The sequence below is a fragment of the Cypionkella aquatica genome (genome assembly GCF_030161095.1).
Classification (GTDB): Bacteria; Pseudomonadota; Alphaproteobacteria; order Rhodobacterales; family Rhodobacteraceae; genus Cypionkella; species Cypionkella aquatica.
This window is the reverse complement of the sequence record NZ_BSPP01000008.1, coordinates 80,211-95,123: the sequence shown is the minus strand read 5'-3', so window position 1 is coordinate 95,123 and position 14,913 is coordinate 80,211. Positions and strand designations below refer to the sequence as shown.

Sequence of the window (14,913 nt, the reverse complement as noted above, 5' to 3'; positions counted from 1 at the left end):
TAGCGGTCGAAATTCTGCAATCCACAATAGCCAGAGATTTGTCCCAGCTGGGACAGATTTAGTCCCTTAACGGAAGCCGACGCGGGCCGATTCCAGCCCATCAATCTGCACCTCGCACACTTGCCCGCGCGCAATCGGCCCCACCCCTGCAGGCGTCCCGGTAAAGATCAGATCGCCCGGATGCAGCGTCACCAGCCGCGACAAATGTGCGATGATCCCCGCCACTGGCCAGATCATTTCGGCCAAATCGGCATCCTGCGTCACCCGGCCATCCACCAGACAGCGGATGCGCCCCGCAGGCACGCCCTGCTCCGCCGGACGCAACGCGCCCACCACGGCAGAGTGATCAAACCCCTTCGACATATCCCAAGGCCGGCGTGCGGCTTTTGCCGCGGCCTGCAAATCCCGCCGCGTCAGATCATTGCCCGCGCCATAGCCCCAGATCAGCGCCTGCGCCTGATCGGCGCTGACATCGACGCCACTCTTGCCCAAAGCCACCACCAATTCGGCCTCGTGGTGAAGATCGGCAGTGCCGACAGGGAAGGGCAGGGTCAGCCCCGAATCGACCACTGCATCGGCGGGTTTGGTGAAGAAAAACGGCGGTTCGGCATCGGGATCATGCCCCATCTCGCGGGCATGTTCCGCATAGTTGCGGCCCACGCAGAAAATCCGCCGCACCGCAAACCGGGCCGCAGTCCCCACCACCGCGACCGAAGCCTGCGCGGGTGGCGGCAGCACAAAATCCATTACGACCCCATCGTAAAGCAGGTCACACCGCGCGCTTGCAGCCGACGACAGGCCAGATCAGCCTCTTTCTGGCTCAACCCAAGGAAATTCGCGTCAAACCCACCGCTTTTCTGCACAACCTTGCGCAACGCATCGCCCAAAGTCGCGTTTTCCGACAGCAGGGTTTTCATCAACACCCGATCGGCCTCGCCATAGCTGTTGAACCGCCCGATATTGATGCCATAGCCTTTACCGCCCGAGGTCGACACATTCGTCACCACCTCTTCCGCCGCCACAGGCTCTTGCACCACCGCCACCACCGCAACCTCGTCATAGATCGGGGCTTTGCGTTTTGGCTTGGCGGGGGCCGCAATCAGCTGCACCGATTGCGGATTGGCCGCAGCCGCCGTGATCGACAATTCCGGCGGCGCTTCGGCGACAGCCAGTTCCACCGCCTGCGCTTCAAGCGAATCGGGGGCAGGTTCGGCGGTTGCTTCGGCCAAAGCCCCGGCAATATCAACCGCCATCGTGGCGCTGACCTGATCGACAGCCGCCAGATCAATCTCAGGCTCTGCATCGCCCAAAGCCGGACGCGCATTTGGCCGCGGCGATGTGGCAACCGCCATCACGACGCGCAGGGTCTTGGCCGGGCCACCGCCGCCTTCAACTTCCATCTCCGTGCCAGAATTCTGGCTGCCAATATCAGCCTCGGCCACCAGTTCATTATCCGCGCTGATAACCGGAGGCTGTGCAACCCCGCCCGGCTTGGCCTTGCGGAAGCCCAGATCCAGCAGTTCAGCCATTTTCTGATTGCGCATCGGGGTCGAGGTGCCACCAAACACCGTCGCGATGATCCGCACGCCATTACGCTCTGCCGATCCGGTCAGGTTAAAGCCCGCAGGCCCGGTATATCCGGTCTTGATGCCATCGGCGCCCTTGTAGGCGTCAAGGAATTTGCGGTTGGTGTTAGCCACTTTGGCGATGCCCGCATCAGCACTGCGGCGCGAGAAGATGTTGTAATATTGCGGGTAATCATAGAACAGATGCCGCCCCATGATCGTCATGTCATGCGCCGTCGAAAGGTGGCCTTTCGCGGTCAGCCCATTGGCGTTCTTGAAGGTCGAATTCTTCATGCCCAGCTGTTTCGCGGTGCGGGTCATTCGCGCACCCCATTTTTCCGGCGTGCCTTCAAAGTAATCGCCAATCGCCGAGGCCGCATCATTGGCAGATTTCACCGCAGCGGCCCGGATCAGATAGCGCAACTGAATCTTCTGCCCCGCTTTCAGCCCCAACCGCGACGGCGGCTGCGCTGCTGCGTTTTTCGACACGGTGATCATGGTGTCGAGCGAGACATTGCCCGCCTCAATCTCGGAAAACGTGATGTAAAGCGTCATCATCTTGGTCAGCGAAGCCGGGTGCAACCGCGTATCGGCGTTCTCAGAATACAGCGTCTCACCCGTGCGCGCATCCATCACGAAAGCGGCGTAGGGGGCTGCCTTGGATTCCTTCGGGCTGGAACAGGCTGCAAGCAGACCAATCGCCACCAAGAAAACAAAATGCCGGACATACTGCCCCAGCTGGCACACTGTCGAATTGCCCATATTCTCTGCCTCGTATGCCCCTCATTAAGCGGGGGCCTTGTTCTGCTTGGCAAAAAACTAGCACGGCTTCTGATTCAGGAAAACCCCTTATTCTCAATGGGTTTCAAGGCGCGCTTAACTGTGGTTTATGTGCCGAAATGACCGCTTGCGCCCTAGGGCTTGTGGTGATTTGGCAATCCCGCCACAAGATCGGGCAGTTCTCCCAGCGTATTCAGCGCGAAAAAGCGGCTATCCCCCACCGGCGCATCGGCGTATTCCAGCGCCCAGGTCAATCCATGCGGGATATGGACGCCGTAAGCCCCGGCTGCCAGCGCCGGAAGCACGTCTGATTTCAGCGAGTTACCGACCATCAGCGCCTGATCCGCACCCGTGCCATGACGGGCGAAAATCGCCGAGTAAGATTTCGCCGTCTTGTCCGAGACGATCTCAACCCCGTGAAACAGATCGCCAAGCCCCGATTGCGCCAGCTTGCGCTCTTGATCCAGCAGATCGCCCTTGGTGATCAAAACGACTCGGTGGCTGGCCGCCAAGGTTTTCACCGCCGCCCGCGCATGCGGCAGCAACTCAATCGGATGCGCCAACATCTCGCGCCCCGCCGCCATGATCTCGGCAATCACCAAAGACGGCACCCGGCCTTCGGTGACTTCAATCGCGGTTTCGATCATCGACAGGGTAAAGCCTTTGACGCCAAAGCCATAATGCCCCAGATTGCGCCGCTCTGCCGCCAAAAGCTGGGCATGCAGATGCTCGGCCTCGGCATAGTCTGCCAGCAACGCGCTGAAGCGATCCTGCGTCAGCCGAAAGAAGCTTTCGTTCTGCCACAGCGTGTCATCGGCATCAAAACCTATCGTTGTCAGCATATTGCCCCCCTGCCTGCGCATCATCTCGGCTCAGGGTCTTTTCGCAAGGCAGAAATGCGCTATATTGGGCAGGTGCAACCCAAATTGCGAATCTGCCAAACGGAGCCTATCCGCGTGACCCCCATTGCTGGCCTGACTGAAACCATGATGTCCGACGCGCCGCAAGGCCCCGGCGATGATACCTCTATTCTGACCAAGACCAAAAGCAAGACCCAGCGCCCACCGCTGTATAAAGTCATGCTTTTGAACGATGATTACACGCCGATGGAATTCGTCGTGCATATTCTTGAGCGGTTTTTTGGTCTGAACCACGCGCAAAGCTTTGAGATCATGTTGGCGGTGCATAAGAAAGGTCTGGCGGTGGTCGGCGTGTTTTCTTATGAAATCGCCGAGACCAAAGTGGCACAGGTGATGGATTTTGCCCGCAGGCACCAGCACCCGCTGCAATGCACGATGGAAAAAGAATAGCTCTCGAACAGATAGGCGGCTTTGATGCGCTCTGCCCGGTTGGAATTGGCGCTGCAAAGCGGCGCTTTGGTGTTGCCTGCGGCGGGTGATATTCTGGTGCTGCGGCCGCGAGCGGGGGATGATCTGTCGGCGTTGCCGCAAGACCGTGTGGTGGTGAAAACCGGCTTCAAACCCGATCACGACTATTTCGCAGCCCAAGGCTACCGGATGCAAAGCACAGCGCCTGCGGCCCCCGTTCCAGCGCAAACTAGCCCCGTCGCGCTTGCAATCGTCTGCGTGCCGCGCGCCAAAGCCGAAGCCCGTGCCCTGCTCGCCGAGGCTATGGCCGCCGATCTGATCGTGGTCGACGGCCAAAAGACTGACGGAGTCGAGACTTTGCTGAAAGATTGCAAAGCTCTGGGCCTGCAGGTTGGCGAGGCTTTGTCGAAAGCCCATGGCAAGCTGGCCCTGATCACCCCTGCGCCTGCACTCGCCGCTTGGACCGCACAGCCCAGCGTGGTTGCTGGCGATTTCAAAACCCTGCCAGCGGTGTTTTCCGCTGATGGCCCGGATCGCGGCTCGGAACTGCTTGTCGCGGCTTTGCCCGTCAAACTGGGCAACCGTGTCGCCGATCTGGGCGCAGGCTGGGGGTATCTGTCGCGCGCCATCCTTTCCCGCGATGGCGTGAAAGAGTTGGATCTGGTCGAGGCCGAAGCCGATGCGTTGACCTGCGCGCAACTCAATATCCCCGACCCCCGCGCCCGCTTTCATTGGGCCGATGCCACCAGCTTCAAGCCCGCGCGGTTCTGGGACGCGGTGGTGATGAACCCGCCCTTCCACACCGCGCGCGAGGCCGATGCCAACCTTGGCATGGGCTTCATCAAAGCCGCTCAACGTGGGCTTTCGCCCTCGGGCAGCCTTTACATGGTCGCCAATCGGCATCTGCCTTATGACAAGCTTCTGGTGACACTTTTCAAACAGGTCGAAGAGATCGGCGGCGACAAATCGTTCCGGGTTGTGCGGGCATCCTATCCGATCCGGACACGCTAAGACGCCGGGTTCGCCAAGATACTGACTGCGGTTCAAGCTGACAAAGCCGGGGAGGCACGCCCCCCCGGACCCTCCCCCAACCCTGCAAATATCTGGCGCAGAGGATGGCAGGCTAAGTCAAGTTCTCTGCATTATTCCGGATATTGCGCCTTGCAGGCTTTCACCGACGGCCCCGCTGCCCGCGCCTGCGCCGCGCGTTTCGCCTTCAGGCCAGCCAGTTTGGCGCTTTCGGCTTGCAGATCAATCGCCACCGGCTGACGCACGGTTTCGGGGATGTCATCAAAGCACATGTCCGGCCTGCGACCCGGCTTGCCATCGTGCCGATAGCCGCCCCCGCAGCGCACCCAGCCCATGCGGGACACCGTGCGCTCCTCAATCGCGTAGCCGCGCTGCAGATTGCCTTCGCTTTCCGCGATCAGCCGATCCACCACCCGCATATCGCGGGTCGCGCCGCTGATGCAGTTTTGTTGCGGCGTGCCACAGGCTGACAGGATCAACAGGGCGGGAATCAGGATGCGTTTCATAGGTGACTCACAAAATGGTTGCTGGCTTTACTATAGGGCTACTGGCTTGATATGCCATATCAAGGGCAGCAGCCCGGGATACAGCAGCGAAAAGGCGTGGCATGACCGAAGAATTCAGCACAGAAAAGGCGCAAGCCTCTGCATGGTTTCGCAGCTTGCGCGATCAGATCGTCTCGGCTTTTGAAGGGCTTGAAACGGCACATGGCGATGGCGCGCGATTCGAGCTGACCCCCACCGCCCGCGCCGATGGTGGCGGTGGCCTGATGTCGGTGCTGCGCGGTGGTGCGGTGTTTGAAAAAGTCGGGGTGAATGTCTCGGAAGTGCACGGGGCATTGGGCGAGCGCGCGCAAAAGGCAATGGCTGCGCGGGGTGTGCCCGGGATGGACAGCGATCCACGGTTTTGGGCGGCGGGCATCAGTCTGGTGGCGCATATGGTCAACCCACATTGCCCGGCAGTGCATATGAACACCCGGATGTTCTGGACGCCGCATGCCTGGTGGTTCGGCGGCGGCTCGGATCTGAACCCCTGCCTGGAATATCCCGAAGATACCGCGCATTTTCATGCCGAAATGCAAGCAGCCTGTGATGCGCATGCCCCTGACTACTACGGAAAATTCAAAGCCTGGGCCGATGAGTATTTCTTCATCCCGCATCGTGGCCGCGCGCGCGGCGTCGGCGGGATTTTCTATGATGATCTGAACACCGGCGATTGGGCCGCAGATTTCGCGCTGACCCAAGACGTGGGCCGCGCCTTTCTGCCTGCCTTCGTGCCGCTGATTGAACGCCGCATCGGCACCGCTTGGTCAGAGGCCGACCGCGACGCCCAGCTGGTGCATCGCGGCCTTTATGCCGAATACAACCTCGTCTACGACCGCGGCACCAAATTCGGCCTTGAATCCGGCCACGACGCCAATGCCGTGCTGATGAGCCTGCCGCCGCTTGCGAAGTGGATTTGAAACCGGGCTTTTGCGTCAAACAAGATTAAAATTTGCGTCCCGCCCCGGCGGCCTCGCCCCTTCGGGTCTTGGCCGTGCGAGAAGTGATTTCATCCGTTTCTAAATATCCCCGCCGGAGGCACCTTCTGCCACCGTCGGATGCCTCCGGCGGGAATATTTAAGCCAATGTGAATACAAGGCGCTTTATGCCGTCAGCCGCAGCAAAAGCCCAACGCCCAGTGTGATCACCGCCATGCCCAACACTTGCCGCGCCGAGATCGCCTGTTTGAACCAATAGCGCGACACAGCGGTGGCAAAGATCACTTCGACCAGTGCAAGGGTGCGGACATTCGCCGCCGAGGTCAGGGCAAAGCCGATGAACCAGAATTGCGATGCAAAGGCGCCAAGAAATCCTGCGAACAGGGATGCGCGCCAGACCCCGAAAGAGGCGCGCAGGGCAGGGCGGTTGAACAAGCCCATCCAGATCAGCAAGCTTGAGGTCTGGATCAGCAGGTTCAGCGCAAGGGTCGAGGTGGCGCGGATCAGAAAGCCGCCGCTGTCCAGATGGGTGATGCCGCCGCGAAAGCCGATCGCCGATGCGCCAAACATGCCCCCCGCTAGCAGACCGATCAGGGCCGGGCGGCCCAGTTGCCAGATCGCCGTGCCGGGTTTGACCGACATCAGCATGACGCCTGCGCTGGCGATCACGATGGCGGCGAACACCGGCAAGCTGATCGGATCACGCAGGATCAGGGCGGCGGCAATCGCGACGATCACCGGCTCGGTTTTCAGCCAAGCCGTTGTCACTGCAAAGCTTTGCGATTTCATCACCACCAGCATCAGCCCGGTCGCCGCAATCTGCGCCAAGGCACCGGCGACGGTAAAGCCAAGGCTGGTCAGGTTCGGCACTGGCACGGGTTCAGACGTCGCCAGCATCACCAGCGCCAGAAAAATCAGCGCAAACGGCAGCCCAAATAAAAAGCGCACCTGCGTCGCCCCGACGGTGCCGATCTGCCGTGTCAGGCTGGATTGCATGGCATTGCGCGCCACCTGACCCATCGAGCCAAGCAGCGCTGCCAGCACCCACAACCCGCTCATGCTTGGGCGCGGATCAGACGGCCCAGCCGCTTCATGCCCTCATCAATCGCCGCCTCATCCGCGCAGGAAAACGACAGCCGCACGGTGTTGCCATTGCTGCCATCGGCGAAAAACGCCCGCCCCGGCACGAAGGCCACCCGCTCCGATTGCAGCGATTGCGCCAGCAAATCCGCGCCATCCATCGTCTCGGGCAGGGTCAGCCAGATGAACATGCCGCCTTCGGGTTTGGTCCAGCTGACGCCATCGGGCATTTCACGCGCCAGCGCTTTCAGCAGATGATCGCGCCGCGCTTGATAGGTGCTGCGCAGCTTGGCGACATGCGCGTCGAACTGGGTCGAGGCGACGTGATGCGTCACAATCTGATTGGTGGTGGCCGAATGTAGATCGGCGGCCTGTTTCATCAGCACCAGTCGGCTGATCACCTCGGATGCGCCACAGACCCAACCCACCCGCAGGCCGGGGGCGAGCGATTTGGAAAAGCTGCCGCAATATAACGTCCTGCAGTTTTCAATCGAGCCTTTGCGGGCGATTTCCAGCGCCAGAATCGGCGGAATAGCCTCGCCGTCATAGCGCAGGGTTTGGTAGGCGGCATCTTCGACCACCGCGATATCCATTTCATCCGCCAGATCAATCACCGATTCCCGCGCCGACCGCGCAATGGTCTCGCCGGTTGGATTGGCAAAATCCACCGACAGATAGGCGAATTTCACCCGGCCCCCCGCAGCCTCGGCCTTGGTTGCAAAGTCAGCGGCAGGGCGGTTGGTGTTGGGGTCAAGCCGGTCATAGCTCGGCTCGTAGGCGTTGAATGCGCCCAAAGCGCCCAGATAAGTTGGCCAGCCCACCAGCACGGTGTCATTCGGTGAAATCATCAATTTCGCCAGATAATCAAGTGCTTGCTGTGAGCCAGAGGTGATCAGGATGTTATCCGCCGTGCAAGGCACCCCGATCTTGCCCATCTCGGCCACAATCCAGTCGCGCAGCGGGCGATAGCCTTCTGACACCGAATATTGCAGCGCAGCACCCGCCTTCGGGCCAGTCAGCGCGGCACTGAACGCATCGCGAAACGCCTCGGTCGGGAACAAAGCCGGGTCGGGGATGCCGCCTGCGAAAGAGATGATGTCGGGTTGATCCAGCAGCTTCAAAAGCTCGCGGATTTCCGAGGCTTTCATCCGCGCATTGCGCGTCGCCAGCACATTATTCCACTCCACGACTATCCTCCCCAACAGTTTGGCGGACCTTTGCGCCGGGCCGGGGGTAAGTCAATATATGTGACCTAAAACGTGATCGTTTGCGCTGCCATCGTCAGTGATTGTCCCAAGCAATCACGCAGCGGGTTGGTTTGCCCGGCCCCGAAATCGCCTCGATATAGCCGCCAAGCAGGTGGCAGTCCTTATTGCCATGAAACGGCAAGATCGAGCCTGCGACATAGCCGCACCCAACCGCGAAGATCAGCGCGAATCCGAGTCGCAGACTGCCATTACTCAGCCGCAACCCATGCCCCGCCAGACATCTTTTTCAAAACCGCGATCAGAGTTGTCGGTGCAGCGCCCGTCACTTCGACCTCGACGATACAGGCATAGCTGTCGTCTTCTTGATGGCTGCACAGGCCTTTCGGGGTGATTTTCGCAGCTTTGGCCAGATCAGCCTGCGCAGGCGTGGCAGCTGTTGCCACCATGACTGCGCGTGAGATGTCGATAATAGCGCTGGATTTAGGGCCGCCGATCAAAAAGCTTGGCCCAAGAAGAAAGTAAACCGCAGCGACCCCGCCGACCACCAAGATGGCAAGGATATTCAATATTTTCCGCATGATACACTCACTATGACACTATGCTAAGGTTAGCCGCCGCCCGATCATTGGGCAAGTCTGCATGCCCCCTCGCGCGGTTTGGTCGGCTTAACCCCGCCGCAGGGTCTCAACCATCAGCGCCACGTTGTCGGGGCTGGCATCCGGCGTGATGCCGTGGCCGAGGTTGAAGATATGCGGGCCGCCCTTGAAAGCATCGACCACGCGGCGGGTGGCGTCCACCAGGTCTTGCCCGCCCGTCACCATATGCGTCGGCGACAGGTTACCCTGCACGCAGCCGCCCGGTTGCACATGCTCCGCCGCCCATTCCGGGCTGACCGAGTTGTCAATCGCCACGCAATCCGCCCCGGTGGCCTGCGCGAAGCCGATGTATCCTGCGCCCGCCTCGCGCGGGAAGGCGATCACCGGCAGGCCGGGGTGCTTCGCCTTCAGGGCCGAGATGATCCGCGCGGCGGGTTTCACTGCAAAGTCTTGAAAATCCTGACCTTTCAAGCTGCCCGCCCAAGAATCAAACAGCTTCACCACCTCGGCCCCGGCCTGCACTTGTGCCGACAGATAATCAATCGTGGCCTCGGTGATCACCTCAATCAGCGCCGAGAATGTCGCCCGATCCGCCGATTTCAACGCATGCGCCGCGCCCTGATCCTTGCTGCCACGCCCCGCGATCACATAGGTCGCCACCGTCCAGGGTGCCCCCGCAAAGCCGATCAGCGTCGTCTCGCGCGGCAATTCCCGCGCCAGAATCCGCACGGTTTCATAGATCGGCGCGAGGGTCTCATGGATCGCATCCTTCGGCTTCAGCGCCTGCACGCCCGCCATGGTGGTGATGGTGGACAGCCGCGGCCCTTCGCCGGTTTCAAACCACAGCTCGGCCCCCAAGGCCTGCGGCAACAGCAGGATATCGGCGAAAAGAATAGCCGCATCAAAGCCATAGCGGCGGATCGGTTGCAGCGTCACTTCCGCCGCCAATTCCGGGTTATAGCACAACGACAGGAAATCCCCCGCATGCGCCCGCGTCGCGCGGTATTCCGGCAGGTATCGCCCCGCCTGCCGCATCATCCAAATGGGTGGCGTTGCTAAAGTTTCGCCCGCAAGGGCGCGCAGGATCAGTTTGGTCATTGGCTTGCTCATCTGGCAGCTTCGGGCTTGTCGCGTGCGTCCCCTACCAGCGCCCGCGTGTCAAGCGGGCAGCGGCTGAAAGGCTGCTTTGTCGCGGCCAAGTCTGCGCCATTGAACAGGCACAGCCCTGTCTGAATAGGCCGTTCAAAATGAACACATACGCTTCGCCGCAGCCGTGTGGGGGGGCGTCCGACAAGTCACAAAACAGGCCCTTGGCGCGGGCAGGTTCTGGCTTTTCGGTTAAAGACGCGGTTGGTGGCGGTCCGCAAACGCCAGCCCCACGCCGCCCAGCAGCGCCATGACCGAGCCGATCACCGCCACGGTTTCATAACCGCCCATCATGGTGCCAATCGCAAACGCCGCCGCCCCCAGCATATCCGACACCAGCTTTTGCAACGCCAGCATCGCCCCAGCCGTGCCGGGGCGACCGTGCATCAGATCCTGATAATAGCTGATCGGCAGGCTGATGATCGCGGTGCCGCCAATCCCTGCAATCAGCGGCATCACCCAGATCCACGCGCTATCCGCCAGCAGCGGCAGCGCGAGCAGATGCAGCGTGTAAACCGCCCCACCCACCGCCAGCAGGGTCGAGCGGCGGCAGCGATTGGCAACTTTGGTCAGCAGCAAAAGGCAGGGCACCTCCCACCCCGCCACCATGCCGACATACAGCGCCACATCCGAGGCATCGCGCAGCACCGAGTCCTCAAACACCAGCGAGACCAGCACCATATACAGGATACCCGTGGCCGAGATCGCCCCCAGCAACAGCACGCGCAATAGAATTGCCGGATGCGCGATCTCTTTGCAGGCTTGGACAAATTTCAACCCCGACGGCTGGTCGGCCCAATCCGTGCTGCCGTCCTGCGGCCAGTCGAAATAGATCAGCGCGACGAGGCCAAAACTCGCAAGGCCAGCGCTGAGATAAATCGCCATCACGTCGATCTGGGCGGCAAAGCCAAAGGTCCAGAACACCAACATCGCCAGAAAACTCAGCGACATCGCGGCGCGCAGGGCGGCTTGCACGCCGTCCCGGCCATGGCTTGCAGGCATCGCCAACCGCGCCAGCGCAAACAACTGGCCATAGAGACTGGAAGCCACGGGCAGCAAGATGCCGTGGCATATCACAAGGCTGATCTTACCGGGCAGGGCGATCATCAGCACCAAGCCGATCAGACTTGCCAAGGTCGCGATCAGCGCAATGCCGCGCCGATTGCCGCGCTGATCGCCCCAGATGCCAAACAGCACCGACACGCTGACCGCGATCACCGAGGCCAATGCCAACACCAGCGCAAAGGCGGGTTCGCTGAGGCCAATGCGATCAATCGCGATCAGGGATTGGTAGGGATAGACCGAGGCATTATGCGCGCCGAGCAGCAGCAGGGCCAGAAAGATCAGGCGCAGTGCGGGCAGACGGAAGATCAGGGCAAGCGCGGACAAGACAAACTACCGGAAACGGGGGTGGGGGAGGGGCTTGAAGCTGGATGTGGTATCGCTAACGGGCGCGGGCTGCGAAGTCCAGCCTGCGTCGGTGTGCCCCGAACCATCGGGCCGTCTTGCCCCCCATCGAGGGGGCCAAGACGGCGTTGCCAGCGCGGGATGGACGGGTTTGCGCGTGGGGATGTGGTCGGAGCCTCCGGCGGGAGTATTTCAAAAAGAGCAAGTGTCAGAGCAGGTTTTGTGCTGACGGTGTCAGGATGAGGCGGGTCACGGCGGCCTGATCCGGCAGCGCCGCTCTGGTCCCCTTGATGGGGGCCGGGGCGGCATCTTGTTTGGGTCAGCGCATCAGATCAATTGGGGCATCAGATCAATTGGGGCATCAGATCAATTGGGGCATCAGATCAATTGGGGCATCAGATCAATTGGGGCATCAGATCAATCGGGGATGACCTTGCCGGGGTTCATCCGGCCTGTCGGATCAAGCGCCGCTTTCAGGGCCCGCATCACCTCCAGCGCCACCGGGTCTTTGCGCCGCCGCATCGAGGCGAGTTTTGACAGCCCCACGCCATGTTCCGCCGAAAAGCTGCCGCCCAAGGCCTGCACTTCATCTTCGACGGCCTCGACGACGGTATCGTACAATTCCGCACTGTCGTTGCTGCCGAACACGGTGAAATGGATATTGCCATCGCCCAGATGCGCCACCGACAGGGTTTCGGCCCCCGGATCCAGCGCAGGCAGGCGGGCATGGATGCGTTCAAAGAACGTGGCCACGGCATCCACCGGCAGGCAGATGTCGGTATCAATTGCGGGTTGCCGCGCGACGGTGATTTCTGCCGCCAGTTCGCGCCGCTGCCACATCAAGCGGCGCTGGGCTTCGGATGCGGCGATCTCGGCATCCAGAATCATGCCCTCTTCCAGCATCTCGGCGAGCACGCCTTCCAGCATCGTCGCCAGCGGCAGGCTGCCATCCGGCGCGGCTGCCGCATCTGCGGGCCGGGTGCTGCCAAGTTCGACCAGAATATTCACCGCGTGCCGGGGGTTGAAAGGCTGACGGACATCAGGCCGCGCCTCGGCCAGCCTGCGCATGAAACTTTCCGGCATATATTCAAAAGCTTCTACCAGCCCCCCCGAGGCCACCTGCAGCCGGTTCAGCAGGACCAGCGCATCCGGCAACGACCGTGCCGCCAGCGTCGCGGTCGCATAAGCGCGCGGGCGTGGCACCAGCTTCATCACCGCCGCCGTGATCACCCCCAACGTGCCTTCCGCGCCGATAAACAGGTTTTTCAGATCATAACCCGAGTTGTCCTTGTGCAGTTGGCTCATCAGGTTCAGCACGCGGCCATCGGCCAGCACAACTTCCAAGCCCAGACACAAGGCCCGCGTCGAGCCATAGCGCAGCACGTTCGAGCCGCCCGCATTTGTTGACAAAACCCCACCGATCATCGCCGATCCGCGCGCGCCAAACCACAGCGGGAAATACAAGCCCTCGGCCTCGGCGGCTTCGTGCAGACGGTCCAGCACCACCCCAGCCTCGACCACCGCGATCCGTGCGCCCGGTTTGATGTCGCGGATTTTGTTCAGCCGCTCCACCGACAGCATCAAGCCGCCGGTGGTCATCGCCCCCCCCACCAACCCGGTGCGCCCCGAGACCGGCACCACTGCCACGCCGTGCTGTGCCGCGATCTGCATCACCGTCACCACTTCGGCGGTCGATCCGGGCCGCGCCACCGCCACAGGATCAGCGGTGTAATGCGTTGTCCAATCGCTGCGATAGCGCGCGAGATCATCGCCAGTGATCACATGTGAAGGCCCCAAGGCGGCGGTCAGATCGGTCAGAAGGCTCATAGGCGGCTCCGCTATTTTGGCCGCAGTTTGCCCGATGGCGCGGCGGGCGCAAGCGCCGAGTCAAGCGCGCGGGACGGCGGCCTTAAGACGGCAGTTTTGCCAGCAATTCCTGCACCTTTGGCCCCAGAGCATCCAAAATCTTGGCAACCCCTTTGGCATTGGGGTGGATGCCATCGGCCTGCATATAGGCCGGGTCCAGCAACCGTGTGCTTTGGTTAATCACCGGGAAGAAGTAATTGTCGGCCAGCACCGCGCCATATTCCGCCGCAAGGTCAGGATACATCGCATCGAAGTTGCTCTTGAAATCCGCGCCATAATTCCCCGGCGCACGCAGCGACACCAGCAGCACGGGCAGCCCTTTTGCCTTCACCTTGGCCAGAATCGCGTCCAGATTGGCGCGGCTGGTGCTGGGATCAATGCCGCGCAGCATATCATTGCCGCCCAGATTGACGATCACGGCATCCACATCCGGCGTCAGCGACCAATCGGTGCGCGACAGCCCGCCCGCCGTGGTATCGCCCGACACCCCGGCATTGACGATCTTCACCGCTTGCCCCTTATCGGCCAGCCATGCCTGTAATTGCGGCACAAAGCCCTGATCTTGCGGCAAGCCATAGCCCGCCGTCAGGCTATCCCCCAGCGCAAGCACAGTGGTTTCCGCATGTAACGGAGAAATCAGCAAAAATGTCGCCGCCAAGACATTGCGAAACGCGCGCAGCGGCGCATATGTGAGACGAGGCAGCAGGGATAATGACATGACTGAGACCGTTCTGGCACTGGAGGACGCATGGCTAAGCTTGGCGGGCAATGCAGGCCGCGTTGATATCCTGAAAGGCATAACCCTCAGCGTTGCCCGTGGCGAGAGCCTGGGTCTGATTGGCCCCTCCGGTTCGGGCAAATCTTCGTTACTGATGCTGATGGGCGGGCTGGAGCGCGTCTCAAAGGGCCGCGTTTCGGCTTTGGGGCAAGACATCACAGGGTTGGATGAAGACGGCCTTGCCAAATTTCGCCGCGGTCGGATGGGGGTGGTGTTCCAATCCTTCCACTTGATCCCGACGATGACCGCGCTGGAAAATGTCGCCTTGCCGATGGAGATTGCCGGCATCAAAGACGCCCATGCCCGCGCCCGCGATGAACTGGCCGCTGTTGGTCTGGCTGCCCGGATGCAGCATTATCCAGCCCAGCTTTCGGGGGGCGAGCAACAGCGCGTCGCCCTCGCGCGCGCCGCCGCCCCACGTCCGGCAATCCTTCTGGCGGATGAGCCGACCGGAAACCTTGATAGCGTCAACGGCGCTGCGATCATGGAATTGATCTTCGGTCTGCGTGACCGGCACGGCGCGACTTTGGTGCTGGTTACGCACGCGCCGGAACTTGCGGCACGGTGCAGCCGCATTGTGCGCTTGGTCGATGGCCGCATTGATGATGGGGCAGCGGCATGAGCGGCGGGGTTTGCCTTGGTGTGTATAA

16 protein-coding genes are annotated in these 14,913 nt (G+C 61.4%); 4 read left to right on the top strand and 12 right to left on the bottom strand.

Annotated features, from left to right (window positions below):
- Positions 1 to 66: 66 nt before the first annotated feature.
- From QQJ98_RS12550 to QQJ98_RS12540, 3 genes are all read right to left on the bottom strand, one after another.
- Positions 67 to 747: a fumarylacetoacetate hydrolase family protein gene (locus QQJ98_RS12550; RefSeq protein WP_284325692.1), complete on the bottom strand. Its 681-nt coding sequence runs from the start codon at positions 745 to 747 to the stop codon at positions 67 to 69.
- The gene (locus tag QQJ98_RS12545) at positions 747 to 2,327 is read right to left on the bottom strand and encodes a D-alanyl-D-alanine carboxypeptidase family protein (protein WP_284325691.1); all 1,581 of its coding nucleotides are present in this window, start codon (positions 2,325 to 2,327) and stop codon (positions 747 to 749) included. Before QQJ98_RS12545 ends, QQJ98_RS12550 begins: the two co-directional genes overlap by 1 nt.
- Before the next feature lie 152 nt (positions 2,328 to 2,479).
- On the bottom strand, positions 2,480 to 3,187 hold the full coding sequence (locus QQJ98_RS12540; protein ID WP_284325690.1) for an HAD family hydrolase: 708 nt from the start codon (positions 3,185 to 3,187) through the stop codon (positions 2,480 to 2,482).
- A 147-nt stretch (positions 3,188 to 3,334) separates the two neighbouring features.
- Here QQJ98_RS12540 and clpS point away from each other — a divergent pair, with 147 nt between their 5' ends.
- Positions 3,335 to 3,655 (top strand): ATP-dependent Clp protease adapter ClpS, encoded by a 321-nt coding sequence (gene clpS, locus QQJ98_RS12535; protein ID WP_348523140.1) that lies wholly within the window; start codon positions 3,335 to 3,337, stop codon positions 3,653 to 3,655.
- 24 nt (positions 3,656 to 3,679) lie between these two features.
- Complete coding sequence (locus QQJ98_RS12530) at positions 3,680 to 4,684, top strand: class I SAM-dependent methyltransferase (RefSeq protein WP_284325689.1); 1,005 nt, start codon at positions 3,680 to 3,682, stop codon at positions 4,682 to 4,684.
- Positions 4,685 to 4,815: 131 nt separating this feature from the next.
- Here QQJ98_RS12530 and QQJ98_RS12525 read toward each other — a convergent pair whose 3' ends face one another.
- The gene (locus tag QQJ98_RS12525; RefSeq protein ID WP_284325688.1) at positions 4,816 to 5,208 is read right to left on the bottom strand and encodes a hypothetical protein; all 393 of its coding nucleotides are present in this window, start codon (positions 5,206 to 5,208) and stop codon (positions 4,816 to 4,818) included.
- A 101-nt stretch (positions 5,209 to 5,309) separates the two neighbouring features.
- On the opposite strand from QQJ98_RS12525, the gene hemF reads away from it, so the two are divergent.
- Positions 5,310 to 6,164 (top strand): oxygen-dependent coproporphyrinogen oxidase, encoded by an 855-nt coding sequence (hemF, locus tag QQJ98_RS12520; protein ID WP_284325687.1) that lies wholly within the window; start codon positions 5,310 to 5,312, stop codon positions 6,162 to 6,164.
- Between the two features lie 183 nt (positions 6,165 to 6,347).
- Here the strand turns inward: hemF and QQJ98_RS12515 are convergent, their stop codons facing one another.
- From QQJ98_RS12515 to QQJ98_RS12480, 8 genes are all read right to left on the bottom strand, one after another.
- Positions 6,348 to 7,241 carry a DMT family transporter gene (locus QQJ98_RS12515; RefSeq protein ID WP_284325686.1) on the bottom strand — a complete coding sequence of 298 codons (894 nt, stop codon included), beginning with the start codon at positions 7,239 to 7,241 and terminating at the stop codon, positions 6,348 to 6,350.
- Complete coding sequence (locus QQJ98_RS12510; protein WP_284325685.1) at positions 7,238 to 8,449, bottom strand: aminotransferase-like domain-containing protein; 1,212 nt, start codon at positions 8,447 to 8,449, stop codon at positions 7,238 to 7,240. The genes QQJ98_RS12515 and QQJ98_RS12510 overlap by 4 nt, the downstream gene beginning before the upstream one ends.
- A 94-nt stretch (positions 8,450 to 8,543) precedes the next feature.
- Positions 8,544 to 8,732 carry a hypothetical protein gene (locus QQJ98_RS12505; RefSeq protein WP_284325684.1) on the bottom strand — a complete coding sequence of 63 codons (189 nt, stop codon included), beginning with the start codon at positions 8,730 to 8,732 and terminating at the stop codon, positions 8,544 to 8,546.
- Entirely contained in the window at positions 8,719 to 9,048 is a 330-nt protein-coding gene (locus tag QQJ98_RS12500; RefSeq protein WP_284325683.1) for a hypothetical protein, read from the bottom strand. The genes QQJ98_RS12505 and QQJ98_RS12500 overlap by 14 nt, the downstream gene beginning before the upstream one ends.
- Positions 9,049 to 9,135: 87 nt before the next feature.
- A complete protein-coding gene (hemE, locus tag QQJ98_RS12495; RefSeq protein WP_431307816.1) occupies positions 9,136 to 10,164 on the bottom strand; it encodes a uroporphyrinogen decarboxylase in 1,029 nt (342 codons plus the stop codon).
- Between the two features lie 240 nt (positions 10,165 to 10,404).
- Positions 10,405 to 11,601 (bottom strand): MFS transporter, encoded by a 1,197-nt coding sequence (locus tag QQJ98_RS12490; protein ID WP_284325681.1) that lies wholly within the window; start codon positions 11,599 to 11,601, stop codon positions 10,405 to 10,407.
- A 435-nt stretch (positions 11,602 to 12,036) separates the two neighbouring features.
- The gene (locus QQJ98_RS12485; RefSeq protein ID WP_284325680.1) at positions 12,037 to 13,446 is read right to left on the bottom strand and encodes an FAD-binding oxidoreductase; all 1,410 of its coding nucleotides are present in this window, start codon (positions 13,444 to 13,446) and stop codon (positions 12,037 to 12,039) included.
- A gap of 82 nt (positions 13,447 to 13,528) precedes the next feature.
- Positions 13,529 to 14,203: an arylesterase gene (locus tag QQJ98_RS12480; protein WP_284325679.1), complete on the bottom strand. Its 675-nt coding sequence runs from the start codon at positions 14,201 to 14,203 to the stop codon at positions 13,529 to 13,531.
- On the opposite strand from QQJ98_RS12480, the gene QQJ98_RS12475 reads away from it, so the two are divergent.
- Entirely contained in the window at positions 14,202 to 14,885 is a 684-nt protein-coding gene (locus QQJ98_RS12475) for an ABC transporter ATP-binding protein (protein ID WP_284325678.1), read from the top strand. The two genes, QQJ98_RS12480 and QQJ98_RS12475, sit on opposite strands and share 2 nt — an antisense overlap.
- Positions 14,886 to 14,913 lie beyond the last annotated feature (28 nt).

Coding starts and splice junctions, on each gene's coding strand:
- QQJ98_RS12500 (WP_284325683.1), bottom strand. CDS start 9,048: ATGCGGAAAATATTGAATATCCTTGCCATCTTGGTGGTCGGCGGGGTC.
- hemF (WP_284325687.1), top strand. CDS start 5,310: ATGACCGAAGAATTCAGCACAGAAAAGGCGCAAGCCTCTGCATGGTTT.
- QQJ98_RS12550 (WP_284325692.1), bottom strand. CDS start 747: ATGGATTTTGTGCTGCCGCCACCCGCGCAGGCTTCGGTCGCGGTGGTG.
- QQJ98_RS12480 (WP_284325679.1), bottom strand. CDS start 14,203: ATGTCATTATCCCTGCTGCCTCGTCTCACATATGCGCCGCTGCGCGCG.
- QQJ98_RS12530 (WP_284325689.1), top strand. CDS start 3,680: ATGCGCTCTGCCCGGTTGGAATTGGCGCTGCAAAGCGGCGCTTTGGTG.
- QQJ98_RS12540 (WP_284325690.1), bottom strand. CDS start 3,187: ATGCTGACAACGATAGGTTTTGATGCCGATGACACGCTGTGGCAGAAC.
- clpS (WP_348523140.1), top strand. CDS start 3,335: ATGTCCGACGCGCCGCAAGGCCCCGGCGATGATACCTCTATTCTGACC.
- QQJ98_RS12515 (WP_284325686.1), bottom strand. CDS start 7,241: ATGAGCGGGTTGTGGGTGCTGGCAGCGCTGCTTGGCTCGATGGGTCAG.
- QQJ98_RS12475 (WP_284325678.1), top strand. CDS start 14,202: ATGACTGAGACCGTTCTGGCACTGGAGGACGCATGGCTAAGCTTGGCG.
- QQJ98_RS12525 (WP_284325688.1), bottom strand. CDS start 5,208: ATGAAACGCATCCTGATTCCCGCCCTGTTGATCCTGTCAGCCTGTGGC.
- QQJ98_RS12545 (WP_284325691.1), bottom strand. CDS start 2,327: ATGGGCAATTCGACAGTGTGCCAGCTGGGGCAGTATGTCCGGCATTTT.
- hemE (WP_431307816.1), bottom strand. CDS start 10,164: ATGACCAAACTGATCCTGCGCGCCCTTGCGGGCGAAACTTTAGCAACG.
- QQJ98_RS12485 (WP_284325680.1), bottom strand. CDS start 13,446: ATGAGCCTTCTGACCGATCTGACCGCCGCCTTGGGGCCTTCACATGTG.